The 19,792-nt window shown below is 72.9% G+C and carries 16 protein-coding genes; 8 read left to right on the top strand and 8 right to left on the bottom strand.

The features are described 5' to 3' along the window. Positions 1-11 precede the first annotated feature (11 nt). Positions 12-1,103, top strand: coding sequence for a DNA glycosylase AlkZ-like family protein (locus tag ACWEOZ_RS15185; protein WP_451911270.1), 1,092 nt, complete (start codon positions 12-14; stop codon positions 1,101-1,103). Positions 1,104-1,219: 116 nt separating this feature from the next. Here the strand turns inward: ACWEOZ_RS15185 and ACWEOZ_RS15180 are convergent, their stop codons facing one another. The 4 genes from ACWEOZ_RS15180 to ACWEOZ_RS15165 all read right to left on the bottom strand — a co-directional run bounded on the left by ACWEOZ_RS15180 (position 1,220) and on the right by ACWEOZ_RS15165 (position 6,354). After that, positions 1,220-1,519, bottom strand: a complete 300-nt coding sequence (locus tag ACWEOZ_RS15180; RefSeq protein ID WP_451911269.1) for a DUF3040 domain-containing protein — start codon at positions 1,517-1,519, stop codon at positions 1,220-1,222. An 87-nt stretch (positions 1,520-1,606) separates the two neighbouring features. Continuing rightward, positions 1,607-2,896: a glycosyltransferase gene (locus tag ACWEOZ_RS15175; RefSeq protein WP_451911268.1), complete on the bottom strand. Its 1,290-nt coding sequence runs from the start codon at positions 2,894-2,896 to the stop codon at positions 1,607-1,609. Positions 2,897-3,031: 135 nt separating this feature from the next. Continuing rightward, complete coding sequence (locus tag ACWEOZ_RS15170; RefSeq protein WP_451911267.1) at positions 3,032-5,203, bottom strand: ArnT family glycosyltransferase; 2,172 nt, start codon at positions 5,201-5,203, stop codon at positions 3,032-3,034. A gap of 74 nt (positions 5,204-5,277) precedes the next feature. Then, entirely contained in the window at positions 5,278-6,354 is a 1,077-nt protein-coding gene (locus tag ACWEOZ_RS15165; protein ID WP_451911266.1) for a 3-deoxy-7-phosphoheptulonate synthase, read from the bottom strand. Positions 6,355-6,626: 272 nt separating this feature from the next. Here ACWEOZ_RS15165 and ACWEOZ_RS15160 point away from each other — a divergent pair, with 272 nt between their 5' ends. Then, the gene (locus ACWEOZ_RS15160) at positions 6,627-7,037 is read left to right on the top strand and encodes a hypothetical protein (RefSeq protein ID WP_451911265.1); all 411 of its coding nucleotides are present in this window, start codon (positions 6,627-6,629) and stop codon (positions 7,035-7,037) included. Here ACWEOZ_RS15160 and ACWEOZ_RS15155 read toward each other — a convergent pair. Then, entirely contained in the window at positions 7,003-8,541 is a 1,539-nt protein-coding gene (locus ACWEOZ_RS15155; RefSeq protein WP_451911264.1) for a sensor histidine kinase, read from the bottom strand. The genes ACWEOZ_RS15160 and ACWEOZ_RS15155 overlap by 35 nt on opposite strands. Then, entirely contained in the window at positions 8,519-9,256 is a 738-nt protein-coding gene (locus tag ACWEOZ_RS15150; RefSeq protein ID WP_451911263.1) for a response regulator transcription factor, read from the bottom strand. The genes ACWEOZ_RS15155 and ACWEOZ_RS15150 overlap by 23 nt, the downstream gene beginning before the upstream one ends. A gap of 147 nt (positions 9,257-9,403) precedes the next feature. On the opposite strand from ACWEOZ_RS15150, the gene ACWEOZ_RS15145 reads away from it, so the two are divergent. Then, the gene (locus tag ACWEOZ_RS15145; RefSeq protein ID WP_451911262.1) at positions 9,404-11,014 is read left to right on the top strand and encodes an RCC1 domain-containing protein; all 1,611 of its coding nucleotides are present in this window, start codon (positions 9,404-9,406) and stop codon (positions 11,012-11,014) included. Positions 11,015-11,018: 4 nt separating this feature from the next. Here ACWEOZ_RS15145 and ACWEOZ_RS15140 read toward each other — a convergent pair whose 3' ends face one another. Next, positions 11,019-13,184 (bottom strand): hypothetical protein, encoded by a 2,166-nt coding sequence (locus ACWEOZ_RS15140; protein WP_451911261.1) that lies wholly within the window; start codon positions 13,182-13,184, stop codon positions 11,019-11,021. A gap of 175 nt (positions 13,185-13,359) precedes the next feature. Between ACWEOZ_RS15140 and ACWEOZ_RS15135 the strand changes: the two genes are divergently transcribed. Continuing rightward, positions 13,360-13,746, top strand: a complete 387-nt coding sequence (locus ACWEOZ_RS15135; RefSeq protein ID WP_451911260.1) for a tetratricopeptide repeat protein — start codon at positions 13,360-13,362, stop codon at positions 13,744-13,746. Beyond that, on the top strand, positions 13,743-14,027 hold the full coding sequence (locus tag ACWEOZ_RS15130) for a Smr/MutS family protein (protein WP_212987410.1): 285 nt from the start codon (positions 13,743-13,745) through the stop codon (positions 14,025-14,027). The genes ACWEOZ_RS15135 and ACWEOZ_RS15130 overlap by 4 nt, the downstream gene beginning before the upstream one ends. Before the next feature lie 5 nt (positions 14,028-14,032). Here ACWEOZ_RS15130 and ACWEOZ_RS15125 read toward each other — a convergent pair whose 3' ends face one another. After that, positions 14,033-16,438: a M28 family peptidase gene (locus tag ACWEOZ_RS15125; protein ID WP_451911259.1), complete on the bottom strand. Its 2,406-nt coding sequence runs from the start codon at positions 16,436-16,438 to the stop codon at positions 14,033-14,035. A 66-nt stretch (positions 16,439-16,504) separates the two neighbouring features. On the opposite strand from ACWEOZ_RS15125, the gene ACWEOZ_RS15120 reads away from it, so the two are divergent. The 3 genes from ACWEOZ_RS15120 to ACWEOZ_RS15110 all read left to right on the top strand — a co-directional run bounded on the left by ACWEOZ_RS15120 (position 16,505) and on the right by ACWEOZ_RS15110 (position 19,789). After that, the gene (locus ACWEOZ_RS15120) at positions 16,505-16,852 is read left to right on the top strand and encodes a hypothetical protein (RefSeq protein WP_451911258.1); all 348 of its coding nucleotides are present in this window, start codon (positions 16,505-16,507) and stop codon (positions 16,850-16,852) included. Positions 16,853-17,000: 148 nt separating this feature from the next. Continuing rightward, entirely contained in the window at positions 17,001-18,197 is a 1,197-nt protein-coding gene (locus ACWEOZ_RS15115) for a PP2C family protein-serine/threonine phosphatase (protein WP_451911257.1), read from the top strand. Then, positions 18,194-19,789: a sensor histidine kinase gene (locus ACWEOZ_RS15110; RefSeq protein WP_451911256.1), complete on the top strand. Its 1,596-nt coding sequence runs from the start codon at positions 18,194-18,196 to the stop codon at positions 19,787-19,789. The genes ACWEOZ_RS15115 and ACWEOZ_RS15110 overlap by 4 nt, the downstream gene beginning before the upstream one ends. Positions 19,790-19,792: the final 3 nt, after the last annotated feature.

The raw sequence follows: 19,792 nt of genomic DNA, 5'->3' as shown, positions 1-19,792 counted from the left end.
AGGTGGTTCCCATGGACGTCGACCGCAGACAGGTCATGGCATACCGGGTGGCCGCGCTGGGTCTCGCCGAGCGGGGCAAACAGCGCCCCGGTGATCTGCCCGTGCTCGACCTGGGTGTGCAGGAATACACGCCCGGCTCGGTGCAGGTGGCGCTCGCTGCCCGCACCGACGCCGAGCTCGCCGACGATCGCCTGCTGATGGTGTGGGCCGCCCGGGGCGCCCCGCACCTGCACCGCCGCAAGGATCTGAAGTCACTGGTCAAGGCGCTCTGGCCGGTCAGCGACGCGGACGCGGCGGCCCGGATCAAGAGCGGGCAGATCCCGGCCGGCGGCAAGCTCGGCATCCGGGCATTCACCGTGACCGCGCAGGCGTTCCGCGACGTGGTGCACTCCTCGATGCCGCGCGGCGAGGTCAGCACCCAGGTCAGCGCGCGCGTCCCGGCGGAGCTGACCTACGACTGCCGCAGCTGCGCGGCCCGGCACATCGCCGGCAACGTCTGGCAGCACTCCGGGCTGGCCGGAGGCGTCCAGGTCGAGTCCCGCGGCAGGGACGCGACGCTCGGCCCGATCCGCGACGCCCCGCCGCTGCCGGCGGAGAACGCCGGCATCGAGGCGCTGATCACGACCTATCTGCGGTTGCTGGGCCCGGCGACACCGCGGGAGCTGGGCAAATACCTGGGCAGCGCCACGGCGGAGATGAAGAAGGTCTGGCCCGGCGACCTGACCGAGGTGCGGATCGACGGCCGCAAGGCCTGGCTGCCGAGCGGGGCGGTGGCAGAGCTGTCCGCGGCCGAGCCGGTGCCGGGGGTGCGACTGATCCCGGCCATGGATCCGTTGCTGCAGGCCCGCGACCGCGACGTGCTGGTGCCGGATCGCGCGCGGCAGAAAGAGATCTGGAGGCTGCTGGGCAACCCGGGCGTGCTGCTGGTGGATGGCGAAATCGCCGGGGTGTGGCGGGCGAAGATGGCCGGGAAGAAGCGGGTAGACATCTCAGTGACGGCTTTCGACGGGCTGCCCGCGAAGGTGCGCAAGGCGGTGGAGGAGGAGGCGGCCGTGGTGGCCCGCGCCCGGGAGGCGGCCGAGGCCACGGTCAGCTTCGCCTGAGCCCGGCGGCCTGGTCGCGCGGTGGTGCGGCACCCCCACCGCGGGGTGGTCCTGATCTCGGCGGCCTGCGGGGCCCGGGCCGCGGGAGACTCAGGTGGGCCTGGTGGCCGGGGGGACTACCAGGAGGACGGGGGTAGATCCGGGTGGGTCGTGTCGCGGCTGGGACGGCAGCGGTAGGCCAGCGCCGCCACGATCACCGTGCCCCATACCGCCGCCACCGCCGCTGCGCCCCACCAGCCGAAGACGGCCAGGGCGAGGGCCGCGGCCCAGATCACCACGCCGGTCAGCACCAGCGACAGCGGCATGCGCCGGCGGGCGGGCAGGTCGCCGCGCATCCGGGCGCAGAAGTCCGGGTCGTCCCGGCGGAGCTGGCGTTCCAGCTGCGCCAGCCTACGGCTGTCTTCCTTGCTGAGCATGTCGCCACCTCCGGCGGGGCCCGGACTGAAAGGCACATCGACCGGGACCGTTGGGCGACCCTGATCCCTGCCATTGTTACCCGCCGGTCACCGAATTCCTACAGTCGGGCCACTTGCGTTCATACCGGGTTCATGGGCGGTGGCCGGGGTCGCCGGCGTGGCCTGCGCGGCGCGGAAGACCCAGATCCGCATGAGCAGGAAACGCACCCCGGTGGCGACCAGGTTGGCCGCCACCAGCACGCCCAGTTCCACCGTGGTCGGTGGGTCGCTCACGGCGTGCAGCAACGCCAGCGAGCCACTGGTCAGGCCCAGCCCGACGGCGAAGACGGCCAGCCCCTGGGCCTGGTGACGCCAGGCGCCGTCGTGGCCGCGTACCCGGAAAGTGAGCCGCCGGTTGGCCGCCGTGTTCGCCACCGCCGTCACCAGCAGCGCGACCAGGTTGGCCGGCTGCGGGCCGACGCCGGTGCGCAGCAGCGCGTAGAGCAGCAGGTAGGCCAGCGTGCTGGCCACCCCCACCGCGGCGAAGCGCAGCAGCTGGCCGGTGAGGCCGGCCGGCACCCCGGCGACCGGCAGCGGGTTGCGGCCCAGCTGCTCACGCAGCGCGCCGAGCGGCAGCCGGCCCGTGCCGAGCGCCCGGGTCAGCCGGGCGATGCCGCGTAGGTCCGCCAGCGCCGTGGCCACGATGTCCACCCGGCTGTCCGGATCGTCGACCCAGTCCACCGGCACCTCGTGGATGCGCAGCCCGGCGCGTTCGGCCAGCACCAGCAGTTCCGTGTCGAAGAACCAGCCGGTGTCCTCGACGATCGGCAGCAGCCGGGCGGCCACGTCCGCGCGGATCGCCTTGAAGCCGCACTGCGCGTCGGAGAAGCGTGCCGACAGCGTGCCGCGCAGGATCAGGTTGTAGGTGCGGGAGATGAATTCCCGCTTGGCGCCGCGGACGACCCGGGAGCCGCGGGCCAGCCGGGAGCCGATGGCCAGGTCCGAGTGGCCGGAGATCAGCGGGGCGACCAGCGGCAGCAGCGCACCGAGGTCGGTCGACAGGTCCACGTCCATGTAGGCCAGCACGGCCGCGTCGGAGCGGGCCCACACGAACTTCAGCGCCCGGCCCCGGCCCTTCTCGCTCAGGTGCACCGCGGTGACGCCGGGCAGCACCTCGGCGAGGCGGTCGGCCACCTCGGCGGTGGCGTCGGTGCTGGCGTTGTCCGCGATGGTGATGCGGAAGCGGTACGGAAACCCGTCCCGCAGGTACGCGTACAGCCGGCGTACGCACGGCTCGAGGTCGTTCTCCTCGTTGTGGACCGGGACGACCACATCCAGCACCGGAGCAACGGCCCGCACCTGGTCGTCGGCGTACGAGGGCAGCGTGGAAAGGCTCATGTCACCAAGGTCGGCTTCCGGGCTTTGCCCGGATTGTGGCGAACCTGTGGCGGCCCTATGAGTTCCGTGGCCACCGGGGGACACGCCGGCCGGGCGGCCCCCGAGGTGGAGGGCCGCCCGTGGTCCGGTCGTCATCTACCGGGTGGTGAGGTCGTAGAGGGTCACGCCGTCGACGGTCCGGCTGGTGAAGGTCGCGCTGACCCACTCGGCGATCTGCGCACTGGTGTTGCTGCCGTCCGAGCCGGTGCCACCGCGGCCGCCACCGAAGCCGCCGCCACCGATGAAGTAGTGGATCTTTCCTTCGGCGACGTACTGCTGGAACCGGGCCAGGGTGGGCGACGGGTCGCTGCCGTTGAAGCCGCCGATCGCCATCACCGGGTCGCCGGTGGCCAGCTGATAGCCGGAGGCGCTCTGCGAGCCGACCGCGGCGGCGACCCAGGTGTACTGGTCGGCGTTCGTGTCCAGCAGGGCCTTCATCTCGTCGCTGACCGTGGCGGCGTTCAACAGGCCGCCCATGCCGCCACCGCCGCGCATACCGCCGCCGTTCGCCGTCCCGCCGTTCGCCGTCCCGCCGTTCGCCGTCCCGCCGTTCGCCGTCCCGCCGTTCGCCGTCCCGCCGGGAGCGGTGCCGCCCGTAGCTGTCCCGCCGGGAGCGGTGCCGCCTTGAGCGGTGCCGCCCGGGGGAGTGCCGCCGCCCGGGAAACCACCGCCCGGGAAACCACCGCCCGGGAAACCGCCGCCGGGGAAGCCGCCCGGGAACGCGCCGCGCTGACCGCGGCCACCGTCGCCCCCGGGCCCACCGCGGCCGCCGAAGCCGCCGCCCTGCGAGGCCGGGCCGGCCGACGGAATCGAGCCGGTGTGCGGCGTGGCCGCCGTCTGCACCGCGTACGCGGCCGGTCCGGCCAGCACCGCGGCCAGGGCGACACCCGCGGTGATCAGACCCAGCCGGGCCGGCAGCCGCAGCCCGGCCAGCATGCCCAGCGCCGCCACGATGCCCCCGGCCAGCACCACCCAGCGCAGCCACGGCACGAAGCCGGCGCTGCGACCGAGCAGGTGGAAGGACCACCAGGCGCTCACCGCGATCGCCGCCGCCAGGGTCAGCGCGGCGAAGATGGTGTTCCGGCGCCGCCACAGCAGCACCGAGCCCATGCCGACCACCGCGCCGATCGCCGGGGCCAGCGCCACCGTGTAGTACGCGTGGAAGATGCCCTGCATGAAGCTGAAGACGCCGGTGGTGATGACCAGCCACGAACCCCACAGGATCAGCCCGGCCCGCAACCGATCGGTCCGCGCCGCGCGCAGTGTCAGCACCAGGCCGGCGACCAGCACGATCAGTGCGGCCGGCAGCAGCCACGAGACCTGGCCACCCTGAGAGCTGTCGAACATGCGCAGCGGACCTGATTCACCCCACATGCCGCCGCCGACGCTGCCGGTCTCCTCGCCGTTGAGCCGGCCCAGGCCGTTGTAGCCCAGGGTCAGCTCCAGCAGGCTGTTGTTCTGCGAACCGCCGATGTACGGCCGCATCGAGGCCGGAACCAGCTCGACGATCGCGATGTACCAGCCGGCCGAGACGACCACCGCCAGCCCGGCCAGCAGCAACTGCCCGATTCGCTTGCCCAGCTTCGGCGGGCCGGCGAACAGGTACGCCAGCGCGTACGCCGGCACCACCAGCAGCGCCTGCAGCATCTTGGTGAGGAAGCCGAAGCCGACGAACACCCCGGCCAGCACGAGCCACTTCGTCGAGCCGTTCTCGATGGCCCGGACGGTCGCGTAGGCGCCGGCCACCATCAGCAGCACGAGCAGGGCGTCCGGGTTGTTGAACCGGAACATCAGCACGGCGACCGGGGTCAGCGCCGACACGGCTCCGGCGAGCAGGCCGGCGGCCGGGCCGTACCAGCGGCGGACCGTGGTGAACAGCAGGCCGGCCGTGGCCACACCCATCAGCGCCTGGGGCACCAGGACGCTCCACGAGCTGAGCCCGAAGATCCGCACCGACAGCGCCATGATCCACAGTGAACCGGGGGTCTTGTCGACGGTGATCGAGTTCGCCGCGTCCGACGAGCCGTAGAAGAAGGCCTTCCAGCTCTCCGAGCCGGCCTGCACGGCCGCCGAGTAGAACGCGTTGCCCCAGCCGGAGGCGCCTAGCCCCCAGAGGTAGATGACGCCGGTGAGCAGCAGCAGGGCGAGCAGCGCGGGCCGTACCCAGGGCGCGTCGTCCGCGCGCCCGCGGACGAAGCCCGGCCAGCGGGACCGTGGACGGTCCGCGGGAGGCGACACCGTCGGCAGTACAGGCAACGTCGTGGTCATCAGGGGTTCCTTCAGGCAGGCGGAAGCAGTGACCTCGTCACTGTCTTCCGCCCCCCTGTTGGCCCCTTATGCCGTTACTGTGCGCCGCCTGTGAGTGCGCGGCGCTTGGCGGCGGCGAGTGCGAGCCGGTCCAGCACCCCGACGGTCGGTTCCCAGCCCATGCACGCGTCGGTGACGCTCTGCCCGTACGCCAGCTCCCCGCCCAGGTCCTGCCGTCCCGGGACCAGGAAGCTCTCCAGCATCACGCCCTTGATGCCCTGCTGGCCGGCCTCCAGCTGGCCGGCCACGTCGTCGGCGACGATCGGCTGGCGCAGGTGGTCCTTGTTGCTGTTGCCGTGCGAGCAGTCGACGATGAGCCGTTCCGGCAGCCCGGCGGCGCGCAGCCGGCCCAGCGCGGCGTTGACGTCGGCGGCGCTGTAGTTCGGGCCCTTGCCGCCGCGCAGCACCAGGTGGCAGTCCGGGTTGCCGGTGGTGTGCATGATCGCCGGCGTGCCGGAGACGTCGATGCCGGGGAACACATGCTGCGCCGCCGCCGCGTTGATCGCGTCGATGGCGGTGGCGATGCTGCCGTCGGGCCGGTTCTTCATGCCGATCGGCATGGACAGGCCGGAGGCGAGCTGGCGGTGCACCTGTGATTCCACCGTACGGGCGCCGATCGCACCCCAGGCCACGGTGTCGGCGATGTACTGCGGGGTGATCGGGTCGAGGAACTCCACACCGACCGGCAGGCCCCGGCCCAGCACCTCGAGCAGCAGCGCCCGGGCGACCCGTAGGCCCTTGCCGACGTCGCCGGTGCCGTCCAGCCCGGGGTCGTTGATGAGTCCCTTCCAGCCCACGGTCGAGCGCGGTTTCTCGAAGTACACCCGCATCACGATCAGCAGGTCGTCGGCGAGCCGGGCGGCCTCGCCGCGCAGCCGGTCGGCGTACTCCGTGGCGGCGACGGGGTCGTGCACGGAGCACGGGCCGACGACGACGAGCAGCCGCGGATCTCGGCCGTCGAGCACGGCCTCCACCTGCCGGCGGCTGTCCAGGACGGTCGCCGACAACTCGTGGGTCAGCGGCAGCTCGTGGTGCAGCAGCGCGGGGCTCATCAGCGGCACGACGGTCTCGATGCGCTGGTCGCTGACCCGCTGCACCTCGGGGATGGTCACGGCTGTCTTCTCCTCCGCCGGGACCGGGGGCCGGCGAGCCCCGGTGTGACCGGCTTTCGTGCAAACGAAAAGGCAGCGACGAATGTCGCTGCCTCGGCCGGCCCTACGGGGTGTCTCAGGTCATGGGATCATGGCTGAGGCACCGGCGGGAGCCGGCCTCGTAAACCACTGATACGTCCAGGACACGCGGTGAGCTTAGCTCATCGCGGCGCCCGGGTGTCCGTCAGCCGGGGTATGGCCTCCGTGCAAGTTGCTGTGCTGCCATTGAGCACATGAACAACGCGAGCGCGCCGTACCTGCTGGACGGCCTGGCCGAGCTCCCGCCGGACCGGCGCAGACAGGCCGTGGCGGCGGTCGTGCTCCGGGTCTGGGAGACGCCGTCCGTCCTGCTGGGTGAGATACCACCGACGCAGGCACTGACCGCGATCGCGGCGATCGCGGCCGGGCTGCCCGGCGCGGCGGCCCGGCCCTGGCTCGACGACCGGCTGCTGGCGGCCGCGTGCCCGGACGTGACGAGCGAGCTGGCCGGGCGGGCGCTGTGCGCGCTCGACGTGCTCGTGGGCCGCGACCGCGAGTCGGTCCCGCTGGAGCTGCACGTCACGGACGGCGAGGCTGCCGGCGCACTGCTGGAGGACCTGCGCGACGTGCTCATGGACGCGCTGCGACGGGGACACCCGGCGTAGGCGGCGCGGCGAGCGCCGCGGTGGTCGGCAGCCGTACGGTGAACTCGGTCCGGCCCGGCACGGTGTGCACCGAGACCGTGCCCCCGTGCGCCGTCACCACCGCGTGCACGATCGAGAGCCCGAGGCCCGTGCTGCCCGCCGCCCGCGACCGGGAGCTGTCTCCGCGCGCGAACCGCTCGAAGATGTGCGGCTGCAGCTCCGCCGGGATGCCGGGCCCGGCGTCGGTCACGGTCAGCACGGCCGCGTCGCTGCTCTCGCGTACGCCGACCGTCACGGTGGTGCCCTCCGGGGTGTGTGTCCGGGCGTTGGCCAGCAGGTTGGCGAGCACCTGGTGCAGCCGCTGGGCGTCACCGACCACCGTCACCGGCTCCTCGGGCAGGGCGAGCTGCCAGTCGTGCCGCGGACCGGCCGCGTGCGCGTCGCTGACCGCGTCCACCACCAGCATGGTCAGGTCGACCGGGTCCTGGGCCAGCGGCCGGCCGGCGTCGAGGCGGGCCAGCAGCAGCAGATCCTCGACCAGCGCGGTCATCCGTTGCGCCTCGGACTCGACGCGGCGCAGCACGTGCGCGATCTCCTCGGGCACCGGCCGGCGGCTGCGCCGGCTCAGCTCGGCGTATCCGCGGATGGCGGCGAGCGGGGTTCGCAGCTCGTGGCTGGCGTCGGCGACGAACTGGCGGACCTGCGTCTCGCTGGCGTGCCGGGCCTCCAGCGCACTGCCGACGTGGTCGAGCAGCCTGTTCAGCGCCGCGCCGACCTGGCCGACCTCGGTGCGCGGGTCGGTGTCCGAGACCGGTACGCGCTGGGCCAGCTCGACCTCACCCCGGTCCAGCTCCAGCTCGGCGACCCTGGTCGCGGTGGCCGCGACCCGGGACAACGGCTGAAGGGTACGGCGGACGATGAACGCTCCGGCCCGGCCCGCGATGAGCAGGGCGGCCAGCACGGCACCGCCGGTGACCAGGGCGACCCGGATCAGCGTCGCCTGCGTCGAGGCGAGGGGCAGCGCGGTGATGCTGACGCCCCCCGCGGTCAGGGAGGAGACCACGCGATAGTCGCCGAGATCGCCACCGAGATCGATGTCGCGGGCGGCGTCGTCGGGGGTCACGGCGGCCAGCTGGGCCACGGTGGCAGCGGGCAGCTCCTGGTAGATGTCATCGTAGAAGCCGTTCGCGTCAGCGCCGATGGCGACGATGCCGCCGCCGGTGCGCGCGCCGCTGTCGTTCAGGCGCAGCACGATCCAGTCGGCCTCGGAGCCGGGCGGGGGCTTGTCGGTGTTGAAGAGGCCACCGCCGGGACCCCGGGGATGGTTGCGTGCGTTGGTCTCGGCGAGCTTGGAGTCGAGCTGCTGGTACAGCGACTTGCTGAGGTAGATCTCGGCGGTCGCGCCGACCACGAGGCCGAGCAGCACCAGCAGGGCGATCATGATGGCGACCAGCCGGGTGCGCAGCGGCCAGCCGGCCGGGTTCCACCGCGGCGGGCGGGCCTCAGTCCGCGGGCTTGAGGACATAACCGGCTCCGCGCATGGTGTGGATCATCGGGTTGCGGCCGGCGTCGATCTTCTTGCGCAGGTACGAGATGTACAGCTCCACCACGTTGGCCTGCCCGCCGAAGTCGTAGTTCCACACCCGGTCCAGGATCTGGCTCTTGCTCAGCACCCGGCGCGGGTTGCGCATCAGATAGCGCAGGAGCTCGAACTCCGTGGCGGTCAGTGTCACGAGGTCGCCCCCGCGGCGCACCTCGTGGCTGTCCTCGTCCAGGCTCAGGTCGCCGACGATGAGCTGCGAGTCCGTCCGCATCGGGGAGTGGCCCATCCGGCGCATCAGGCCGCGCAGCCGGGCGACGACCTCCTCCAGGCTGAACGGCTTGGTGACGTAGTCGTCGCCGCCGGCGGTCAGGCCGGTGATCCGGTCCTCGACCGAGTCCTTCGCGGTCAGGAACAGCACCGGCACCTCGGGGGATTCGCCGCGCAGCCGGCGCAGCACCTCCAGGCCGTCGATGTCGGGCAGCATCATGTCGAGCACGACGGCGTCCGGGCGGAAGTCGCGGGCGGTCCGGACGGCGGTCTGCCCGTCGCCGGCGCTGCGCACGTCCCAGCCTTCGTAACGCAGGGCCATCGAGAGCAGCTCGGCCAGGGTGGGCTCGTCGTCGACCACGAGGACCCGGACGGGACCACCGTCGGGCCGCCGGAGCTCCGTGCCGCTGTCTGCGTTCGCCATCGTCATGCCCCTACTGTCGCGGGCCACGCTTTGCGCCGGCTTTCCGCTTCCTGTGTAGCACCTGTGCGTCCGCGGCGTGTCGGAAACGGACTAAAGGCTTAAAACTCCGCATAATGTCCCGCGTTGTGCCGGCCAGGGAGAGCGGAGGAACGGTTGCGACTGGGTCGTCTCGGTGGTGCCCTCGCGGCTCTCGCCCTCATCGTTCTGCCGGTGGCCCCGGCGGCGGCCACGCAGGGGCCGTACCCGCCCGGCATCAACGCCGACACGATCCGCCTCGCTAGCCCCGGCACTGCCACGATCGCCGCCGGTGGCGCCCATTCCTGCGCCCTCACCAGCCTCGGTGAGCTGTACTGCTGGGGCGACGACTCCTCGGGGCAGCTGGGTGACGGCGTCGCGCCGCACACCATCGGGCAGGCAGTGCTCGCGCTGCACAAGGCGGTCGCCGTCGACGCGGGCCAGGCGCACACCTGCGCGATCGACGTCCGCGGCGCCGCGCACTGCTGGGGCGACGACTCCGCCGGCCAGCTCGGCGACGGCGGGCGGGCCGACCGGGACACCCCGGTGGCGGTGACCGGCCCGGCCGGCCGCGACCTGGTGGAGATCACCACCGGGGCCCGGCACACCTGCGCGGTGGACGACGAGGGCGGCGCCTGGTGCTGGGGCGACGGATCGCACGGCCAGCTCGGCGTGGCCGGGCTGCGCGACTCGACGGTGCCGGTGCGGGTCAGCGCGCGCAGCGGCATGCGGGGTCCGGTGGTCGACATCGCCGCCGGCCGCGACACCACCTGTGCGGTGACCGCGGCGGGTGCCGCGTACTGCTGGGGGTCGGACGCGTACGGGCAGCTGGGGACCAGCGGCCGCGGTGACCGGGACGAACCGGTGGCCGTCTCGCTGCGAGGCCGGGTCCGCGAGGTCACGGTCGGCGGGACGCAGGCCTGTGCTCTGGCGGTCGAAGGACGGGCCTTCTGCTGGGGAGCCCGGGGAGGCATCCGCAAGCCGGTCGGCGTCGACTTGACCGTGGCGCTCGGCGAGATCAGCGCGGGCGGCAGGCACACCTGCGGGCTGGACCGGGGCGGCCGGGCGTTCTGCTGGGGCGACGGGGCCGGCGGGCGGCTGGGTAACGGGCGCTCGGGGGACCGGGCGGTGCCGGTCCGCGCGGCCGGGCCCGCCTTGCGAGATCTTGACGCCGGCGAGGACCACAGCTGCGCTTTCGACACCCGGGGGTACGCGTACTGCTGGGGAGCCGGCGGTCACGGACAGCTGGGGCCGGGCAGCACCGCGGAGAGTGCTGTGCCCGTACCGGTGATGGGTCTGCCCCGGCCGCCCGGCACCGCGACGGGCATCCGGGTGCGGGCCCTCGACGGCGGTCTGCGGGTCGACTGGCGGCCGCCCGCCGACCTCGGCACCGGGAAGTTCGCCTACTTCTGGGCGACGACCGCCGGCTACGAGGCCGGCTGCACGCTCACCGTCCCCAGCGCCGGCGCCTGCGAGCTGACCGGCCTGCGCAACGACCGGGAGTACGACGTCGCGGTCGTCGTGCGCACCGGCGACGGCATCACCGTCAGCGACTTCGTGACGGCCACGCCCGCCGCGGCCGCACCGCTGCCGTCGGACACCCCGGAACCGCGCCGGATGAGCGTCTCGGTGCTGCCCGGCTCGGGCGGCGGCCTGCCGGTCACCGGGCTCAGCCCGGTCGCGCTCATCGCGCTCGGCACCCTGCTGCTGGGCGGCGGACTGGCCGCGATGCTCGTCCGCCGGTCCTGAGGCGTCACGGCCCGGCGGTGTCCAGAGCGGCGTCCCGGAACTGCTCGGCGCCCTGCTTGAGGCGCTCGGTGTAATACGGCCGGTTCCAGTTCACCCAGGTCACGGGCCCGGCCGTCTGGTCGGTGCCGGTCGCCGACACGGTGACCCCGACCCCCGGCGCGGCCCGCAGGGTGAGCTTGTGCCCGGCCGGTACGCCCACCATGTGCCGGGACGGGTCCGCGAAACCGAGCATCGCCCACGGCACCCGCACCACCAGGTCGTCGCCGTCGCGTTCCCACAGGGCCCGGCTGTCCGCGTCCGGGCTGCCGTACCGCAGCATCCCGGCGTTCTGCAGCTCGGCCGGCAGCCTCTGCCGGGTGCCCGGGACGGTCCGGGCCCGGTTCACGATCAGCTCGAAGCGCTGCCAGCCGATCGCCGCCGGCCCGCGGGCCGACGCCGGGACCTTGACGTCCAGCGGCAGCGGGTCGAGCTCCCGGCGCAGGTACGCCTGGCCGGTCCGGGCCACCAGATCCAGGAAGAACGCGGCGTCGGCGCCGCGGTTGGCGCTGCCCGGCGCGGGCTCGCCGGTCAGCCCGGGCAGCACGTCGAAGCCGAGGGTCACCGCGCTCGGTGCGGGGTTGCCGAGCCCGACCCGCAACCGCAGGTACGCCTCGTCGACCCGGGCCGTGACCCGCCGCGACGGCCACCCGTTCTCGTCGTCCAGCAGATACTGGGTGCTCGCCTCCGGGGAGCCGGCGGCGTCCATCGCGATCAGGCCGAAGTGCTGCTCGTTGGTGAGCGCGTCGTGCCAGAGCTGGCGGCGCTCGCGATCCTGGTGCCGCTGGGTGTTCCAGGTGGCCTTGAACCACTCGTCGGTCCAGGCGAAGAGGAAACCGCCCCCCAGGCCCTCGTCGCGGATCAGCCGCAGCAGCTCCGCGTCGATCCGCAGGGCCTCCCGCTCGCTGTGGTCACCCTGGCTGCGCCCGAGCGGGCCGTTGTGGGCGGATCCGAGCGCCGACGGTACGCCGAACTCGGTGATCAGCGTGGGCATGTCACCGTGGTGCCGTTTCAGGGCGGCGACATAGCCCGCGTACGGGTCGGCGCGGCCCGCGTACCGGTGGGCCAGCAGTGCCGGCTCGTGCCGCTGGAAGTCGGGGTAGTACGGGTAGGCGTGGTAGCTGGCGAAGGTCCCGGCCGGCCACTTCGCGGTCGCCGTCACGTGGTTCGCGTCGAGCTGGGCCAGGTCCTCCTCGGGCAGCGGCTCCTCGGGGTGGCGCAGCGGGTCGGTGGTCGGCCAGTTGACGAAGGCGATCGGCTGGCTCAGCCCGGCCGCGGCCTGCAGGGTGGCCAGCTCGTTCAGCCGCGCGGCCAGCCAGCGCTCGGTCGGGGACGCCTGCGGGGTGCTTCGGACATACCGGCCGCGGACCGGGGGAGCGTCCGCGTTACGGGCGTCGGAGCGGGCGGTTGCGACGGGGTCGAGCTCGGCGCCGATGATCCAGCCGGCCAGCCAGGGGGTCACGTCGGCGGTCCAGGTGCCGTCGGCCCGCCCCGGCTGCGGCGTACGCGTGAGCTGCCCCCGCACCGCGCTGTCGGCGTCCCGGATCTCCCGCTGGAACGCGGTCGTGACGGCCCGGTCGAAGAGGTTGTCCTTCTCGACGTACGACTCATCCGGCGGATAGACGCCCTGCATGAGATAGAGCGGCCGGTCCGGGTTGGCCCGGTTGTAGGCGACGAGCTCGGTGTAGAAGGACGGCGGATGGATGGTGTAGATCCGCACGACCCGGATGCCGAGCCAGGCCATCGCCGCGAACCAGGTCCGGTACTGCCCGGTGCTCACCGACAGCTCACCGGGCTGGTGCCCCGGCGTGGTGCTGCCCAGGTTGACGCCGGGCAGGAAGGTGACGTCCCCGCCCGCGGTGTGCAGCGCGAAGCTGCCCTGACCGGCGGTCGCGAGGCTGCGCAGGCCGCCGGTCACCCGAGGTGTGGGAGCCCAGGAAGTGCCAGTGGGCGGTGAGCCGATCCCGGTCATACCGGGGATCGCGAAAGCCGCCGAGCGCGGCTCGGGCCGTGCTGCCGCGCCGGCCAGGAACAGGCACATGACCAGCGTGACGGCACCGATCAGCAGCGGCTTGGCGCGCGCGGACCGGTGCCGCCGCGGCGCCTGGACGAGATGAAGCGGGAAGTCCCCCACCCCGGCATTCTGTGCCGCGAGGGTTGCGGAATGGGGCGAATTGTCGGGAAGCTTGAGCCAACGGAACACTCGCCGTTCGGGGATTGTTGTGCCAGCGTTGTCTCAAGTGCGTTTTTGCCTGGGTTTTCCGCCGCGGGTGAAATCAGCCGCTGGTGCGAGCGTGGGGAGCGGGGTCGTGGATCTTCTGGAGGAGTACCGCAGGGCCACATTCTTCTTCGAGTCCGGCGACCCTCTCGGGGCGGCCCGGCTGCTGGAACCGATCGTCGAGGCCGAGCCGCACAACGCGGCCGTACGCCAGTTACTGGCCCGCGCCTACTTCAACTCCGCGCAGCTCGGCGGGGCGGAGGCGCAGCTGAGAGCGCTGATCGAGCACGATCCTTCCGATCACTACGCACACCACGTCCTCGGCCGGACCCTCGAAAGGGCCGGCCGCTTTCGTGAGGCCCTGCCGCACCTGCGGCTGGCCGCGGCGATGAAGAATCACGGTGACTACACCGAGGCGCTGCGGCGGGTCGAGACCTGGCTGGGCAAGAACGACGAGGGACGAGGACCGCAGACGTGAAGATCAAGCTGGACCTGCACGACATCTTCAACAAGGGCACCCAGATCGACAAGGCGCTGCGCGACGTCATCGACGAGGCCATCCAGAAGAAGGCCACGCTGGTCGAGATCATCCCCGGCAAGGGGTCGGGCGCCCTCAAGAAGAAGGTGATCCGCTTCCTCGACCAGAAGGAGATCAAGCAGCTCTACCACCGGGTCGAGAAGGACGGCGACAACTGGGGCCGGCTCTTCGTGCACTTCAAGTTCGAGTCGGCGCAGGGCAAGGGCCGGCGCGGCCGCTGAACGGGTCACAGCGTGAAGGTGTGCGCCACCGCGGCCATCTCCGAGCTGTGTGAGCCCACGACCCCGACGTCCGCGGGCCGGGGGCGGAAGCCCGGCAGGGTGGACAACCCGTCGCTGGCGTCCATCGCCCGCAGCCGCAGCGGGATCCTCGCGGGCACGGTCAGGCTCACCTCGATGCCGTCGGGCGGCGGCGCGTGGAACACGAAGCCGAAGCCCCACGGCCCGCCCGCCTTCCGGTCCGTGGGCACCGGACGGCCGGCGACCGTGGCCGCACTGACCGTCGCCTCCGCGTTGACATGCAGCGTGATCAGGCGCACCGGCCGTTGCGGGGTCAACCGGAAGATGACGGTGCGCAGGCCCCCGGTCGTCGTGTCGGCCGACGGGGTCAGCGTCGGGGCCGGCAGCTGCGCGGGCTGGGCCGGACCGCTGAACACCTCCTCCGGGCCGAACGCCGGCAGGGTGTCGACGACCGGCGCCCGCTCGCCCGAGACGTACTGACCTGTCCACTCCTGCGGCTTGCTCTCCTCGCTCAGCCAGCGGGCCTGGCCGGTGTCCGTGTCCAGGGCGTACATCAGGTGGGTGGGGGACGGATGGGCCGGGTCGAAGCGGTCCACGGCCAGCCCGGCCGCGACGCACGCGACGGCGGTGAGCGCCGCCACCAGCGTCGGCAGGCCGCCCAGCCGCCGGGCCCGCAGCGCCACCACGCCGCGCTGGCCGCCGGCCTCCGGATGCAGCAGGTCCACGATCGGCAGCAGGGCCAGGGCGAGCAGGGTCGTGAAGAACGCGCCGGCCGCGCCCAGGGCCAGGCCCAGGGCCGGGAAGAACATGACCACCGTGGGCAGCAGCACCACGATCGCGACAGCCGCGCCGACGGTCACCGCCGTCACCGACCACCAGCCGCGCAGCAGCACCGCGACGATGCCCGTGAGCGCACCGGCGAGGGCGGGAAGAGCCGCGAGGTAGGAGCCGCCGGGCGCGAGGGCGGCCAGGACGAGGCCGAGCACCGCCAGCCAGCCGAGGCCACCCACGGCCAGCGCGGCGGGACCCAGCCGGCGGCGCAGCAGCGCGTACCAGGCGAAGACGATCGTGGCGGTCAGAGCCAGGATCGCCAGCCTGTACCAGAACGGCCGGTACGGGTCGATGAGCTGTTCGGCGTACCCCGGCCGGATGAGTTTCAGCATCGCCCACAGCAGCTGGGCCACCACCGGGGCCGCGATGAGCGGCACCAGGGCCGCCGCGAAGCCGCCCGCCAGCCGCCCGCCGGTGGCCAGCCCGCGCTGTCGGGAGAGCCACGCCAGCGCCAGCACGGCCAGCAACGCCAGAGCGGCCAGCGGCCAGGTCAGCGCGCCCGGGTAGACGGCCAGGCCGCCGGGCACCGGGAAGTACACCGCGTCGCCGTCGGAGCGCAGCGCGGGCAGGTCGCGGCCGCCGAGCTCGCGGGTCAGCGCCAGGGCGTTCGTACCGAGGTGCTGCAGGCTGTCCTGATCCATCGCCGCGGGGGTGTCGGTGGGTGCGTGATACACCGCCGCGCCGTCGATGTACGCACTGTTGAAACCGGTGAAGCCCGCCTCCCGGAACGAGGTGAAGTCGGTGTCGTTGGGCATCAGCCGGTAGACCTCCACGGCGAACGAGGTGCCCACCGGCTTCGGCGCTTGCGCGTACACCCTGGCCAGGGCCGCGTTGTCAGCCGCGGTCTCGAACATGATCGCCGGGCCGGTGCTGCCGCGGGCCTCCAGGTTGAGCACGACGCCGCCGCCGCGGGCCAGCGGATGCTGGTCCACGAACGCCTGCGCGCCGCAGATGCACGCCTCCTCGGCGTCCGTGAGCACCAGCACCACGTCGTTGCGCAACCGCGGCCCGGCGGTCAGGGCCCGGGCGGTCTCCAGGATCGCCGCCGTGCCCGCCCCGTCGTCGTTGCCGCCCAGCGAGGTCTGCGCGGAGTCGTAGTGCGCGACCAGGAAGATCCGGCCGGTCGATGCCGTGCCCGGCAGCAGCGTCACGACGTTGCCCAGCCGGGCCAGCCCGATCCCGCCCGCGCTCGACGACAGCTCGCCGCCCTGCACCGACACCGTCTCCTGCACCTGGGGGTCGAGGCCCAGGCCGCGCAGGGTGGCCAGGAGGTGCTCGCGGACCGCGCCGGCGGCCGCGCTGCCGGCCGGGTGCGGCTGCGCGCCGATCGTCCTGACCTGCTGGAACGCGCGTCCGGCACTGAACTCGGCGACCGGGGCGTCGATGCCCCGGGCCGCGGGCGCCCGCACGGACTGCAGCGCCGCCACCGCCACGACCAGCAGCAGCACGACCGCGACCAGCGCCGCGGCCGCCCGGTGGGTGGGGCGGGTCAGGGCCCGGGACGCGGCCTCGATCCGGGGTACGCCCACGGGAACCTCCTCGACGACGGTGTCGGATGCCATCTAAGCCGCTGCGGCCCCGCCCGGGTACCCCGTGGATCTTTCGAGGCGGTGACATAACTTTGTGCGGTGACCGCCCCGCTCGACCCCCCTGCCGTGTTCGCCGAGTTCATCGACCGGGTCGCCTGCTACGACCCGGCGCCCGAGGCCGGTCCCGTCGCCGTGCTCGGCCTGCGTACCGCGCTCGGGGAGGCGACGTTCCAGATCAGCGACCATGTCGTGCGGGCCATGTGCCGGGCCCTGGAGGCGTACCGGGATCCCGCCGACCGGGGCACCTGCACCGGCTGCGGCAGCCGCCGGCTCGATGAGAACCTGCACTGCGGCGACTGCGGCCGGCTGCACGGGATCCTGGGCCAGGTCATCGCCGAGCACGCCCGCCGGGTGGCCGAGGACCAGTCGTACGGGCCGCCGGCGTGAGCCGCACCGCAGCCGTGGGTGTCCGGTGTTGTGCGTCCGCAGCCGGTGGTGGACTATCAGCGGGTCACGCCCGAAGGAGTCGAGCCATCAAGCGTTCCCACCGCGCCGGAGCCGCCGTTGCGCGCACCCCGTCGTGCGGGGTGGCGTGGTGAGCGAACGCGCTCTCACAGCACCGCCGGCGGCGTTGAAGGCCCCCGAACGGCTGCGCATCCTGCTGGTCGAGGACGACGAGGGCGACGCCTTCCTCGTCAAGGAGCTGCTCGCCGAGGCGGGTGCGCTGTTCGACCTGCGGGTGGCGACCAGTCTGCGCGAGGCCCGGCCGATGATGCGCGGCGTGCAGTGCGTCCTGCTGGACCTGGGGCTGCCCGACGCCGAGGGCATCGACGGGCTGCGCAAGCTGCTCGCGGTGGCCGGCAGCGCCGCGGTCTGTGTGCTGACCGGCCGCTCCGACGAGCACCTGGGGGTCGCGGCGGTCGCCGAGGGCGCCCAGGACTACCTGGTCAAGGGCCAGGTCGACGGGGTGCTGCTGGTCCGCGCCCTGCGCTACGCGGTCGAGCGCAAGCGCGCCGACGAGAACACCCAGCGGCTGCGTGAGGTGGAGCTGCGCCAGGCCGAGTCGGCCCGGCTCGAACGCGGCCTGCTGCCCCAGCCGCTGATGCAGACCACCGAGGTCGAGGTGCACACGTTCTACCGCTCGGGGCGGGCGATGGGCCTGCTCGGCGGCGACTTCTTCGACGTGGTGCAGGTCGGCCCCGACCGCCTGCACGTCATCGTCGGTGACGTGTGCGGGCACAGCGTGGACGAGGCCGCCCTCGGCGTCGAGCTGCGGGTGGCGTGGCGGGCGCTGGTGCTCGGCGGGGTGCCGGAGGATCAGATCCTGGGCGCTCTGGAGCAGGTGCTGATGAGCGAGCGGCGCGCCCGTGAGGTTTTCGCCACGGTCGCGTCGGTGGTCCTCGACCTGAGCGCCAACCGGGCCACCGTGCGGCTGGCCGGGCATCCGCCGCCGGTGCTGCTCAAGAACGGCCGGGCCGAGCCGGTGGCCGCGCGCCGCGGCATCGTGCTGGGCGTCAAGCCGACCCCCACGCCCGCGACCGACGTGGAGCTCTCCGGCGACGACTGGTCTCTGCTGATGTACACCGACGGACTGATCGAGGGGCACACCGGCGTGGGCAACGAACGTCTCGACGTGGACGGGCTGTGCGGCGTGCTCGCCGAGCCCGCCGCCACCCAGGTGCCGCTGGCGGCGCTCCCGGCGTGGCTGGTGGGCCGGGCCGAGCAGGGCAACGGCGGCCCGCTCGCCGACGACGTGGCGATGCTGCTGATCTCCCGGGGCGGCGGCCGATGAGCCTGCTCGACCTGCGCACCTGGACGCTGCGCCGCCGGGTGGTCGCCCTGTCGGTGACCGTCGCGCTGCTGCTGACGATCCTCGGCGTCTTCGCGGCGATCACCGCCGCGGACAGCAACGAGCACATCGACAACATCCTGAACAAGACCGGCCCGATGCGGGCCTCCGGCGAGAGCCTCAACACCGCGGTGGTCAATCAGGAGACCGGCATCCGCGGGTACGCGATCAGCGGCGAGCAGAACAACCTCAAGCCGTACAACGACGGCCTCGCCGCCCAGCGGCAGCTGCTGGACGAGATCGCCCGGCTGAACGGCCCCGACGGTGACCCGGCCGTGCGCGCCTCGCTGCAGCGCGTGCAGCAGCGCGCGGACGAGTGGCGGTCGACCGTCGCGGAGCCGGTGATCAACGCTGTGCGCGACGAAGGCCCCGAGGCCGGACAGGTCCTGATCGACCGGGCGGACACCAGGCAGTTCGACGCGTTGCGGGGCGCGGTCAAGGACCTCCAGCAGGACATCCTGGTGGTCCGCAACCAGTCGGCCACGGCGGCCAAGCGCACCGGCACGGTGCTGGTGGCGCTGGAGATCTTCGCCGCGGTGGTCGTCATCCTGGCCGGTGCGGTGCTGTTCCTGCTGCTCGACCGCCTGGTCAGCCGGCCGGTGACCGAGTTGGCCGAGCAGGTCCGCGAGGTGGCCCGCGGCGACTACGACAAGCAGATCACCAGCCGCGGCTCGCCCGAGCTGCGCACCCTGGCCGCCGACGTGGACGGGATGCGCCGGCAGATCGCCAGCGAGCTGACCGAGGTGCGCGAGGCCCGCGAGCAGATCGAATGGGTCAACGACCAGCTCAAGCAGCAGGCCGAGGAGCTGACCCGGTCCAACCGCGACCTCGAGCAGTTCGCCTACGTGGCCTCGCACGACCTGCAGGAGCCGCTGCGCAAGGTGGCCAGCTTCTGCCAGCTGCTCCAGCGCCGGTACGCGGGTCAGATGGACGAGCGCGCGGACCAGTACATCGCCTTCGCGGTCGACGGCGCGCAGCGGATGCAGCGCCTGATCAACGACCTGCTGGCGTTCTCCCGGATCGGCCGGCTCACCGCGGGCTTCACCGACGTGGACCTGGACCGGGTGCTGACCGAGGTGAAGTCGCAGCTGGAGGCCCGGGCCGGGGACGACGCCGAGATCGTCTGGACCGACCTGCCCACCGTGGAGGGCGAGGAGCCGCTGCTCACCACACTCTTCGTCAACCTGATCGGCAACTCGCTGAAGTTCCGCCGCCCCGACGTCGCCCCGGTGATCCGGGTCACGGCCGAGCGGCTGGAAGAGGAGTGGCAGATCAACGTCCGGGACAACGGGATCGGCATCGAGCCCGAGTTCGCCGACAAGGTCTTCGTCATCTTCCAGCGGCTGCACGCGCGGGACGCGTACGAGGGCACCGGCATCGGGCTGGCCATCGTCAAGAAGATCGTCGAATACCATGGCGGACGGATCTGGCTCGACCTCGAGGTGACCGAGGGCACGTCGATCTACTTCACGTTGCCGCTGCTCGCCGGGGTGCCGGTGGCGGAACCCCGGAAACAGGATGAGGTCGCGGCATGACGC

This window comes from Actinoplanes sp. NPDC004185 (genome assembly GCF_053603475.1).
Note: the sequence above shows the minus strand (reverse complement) of the source record. Positions and strands in the feature narration are given on the sequence as shown.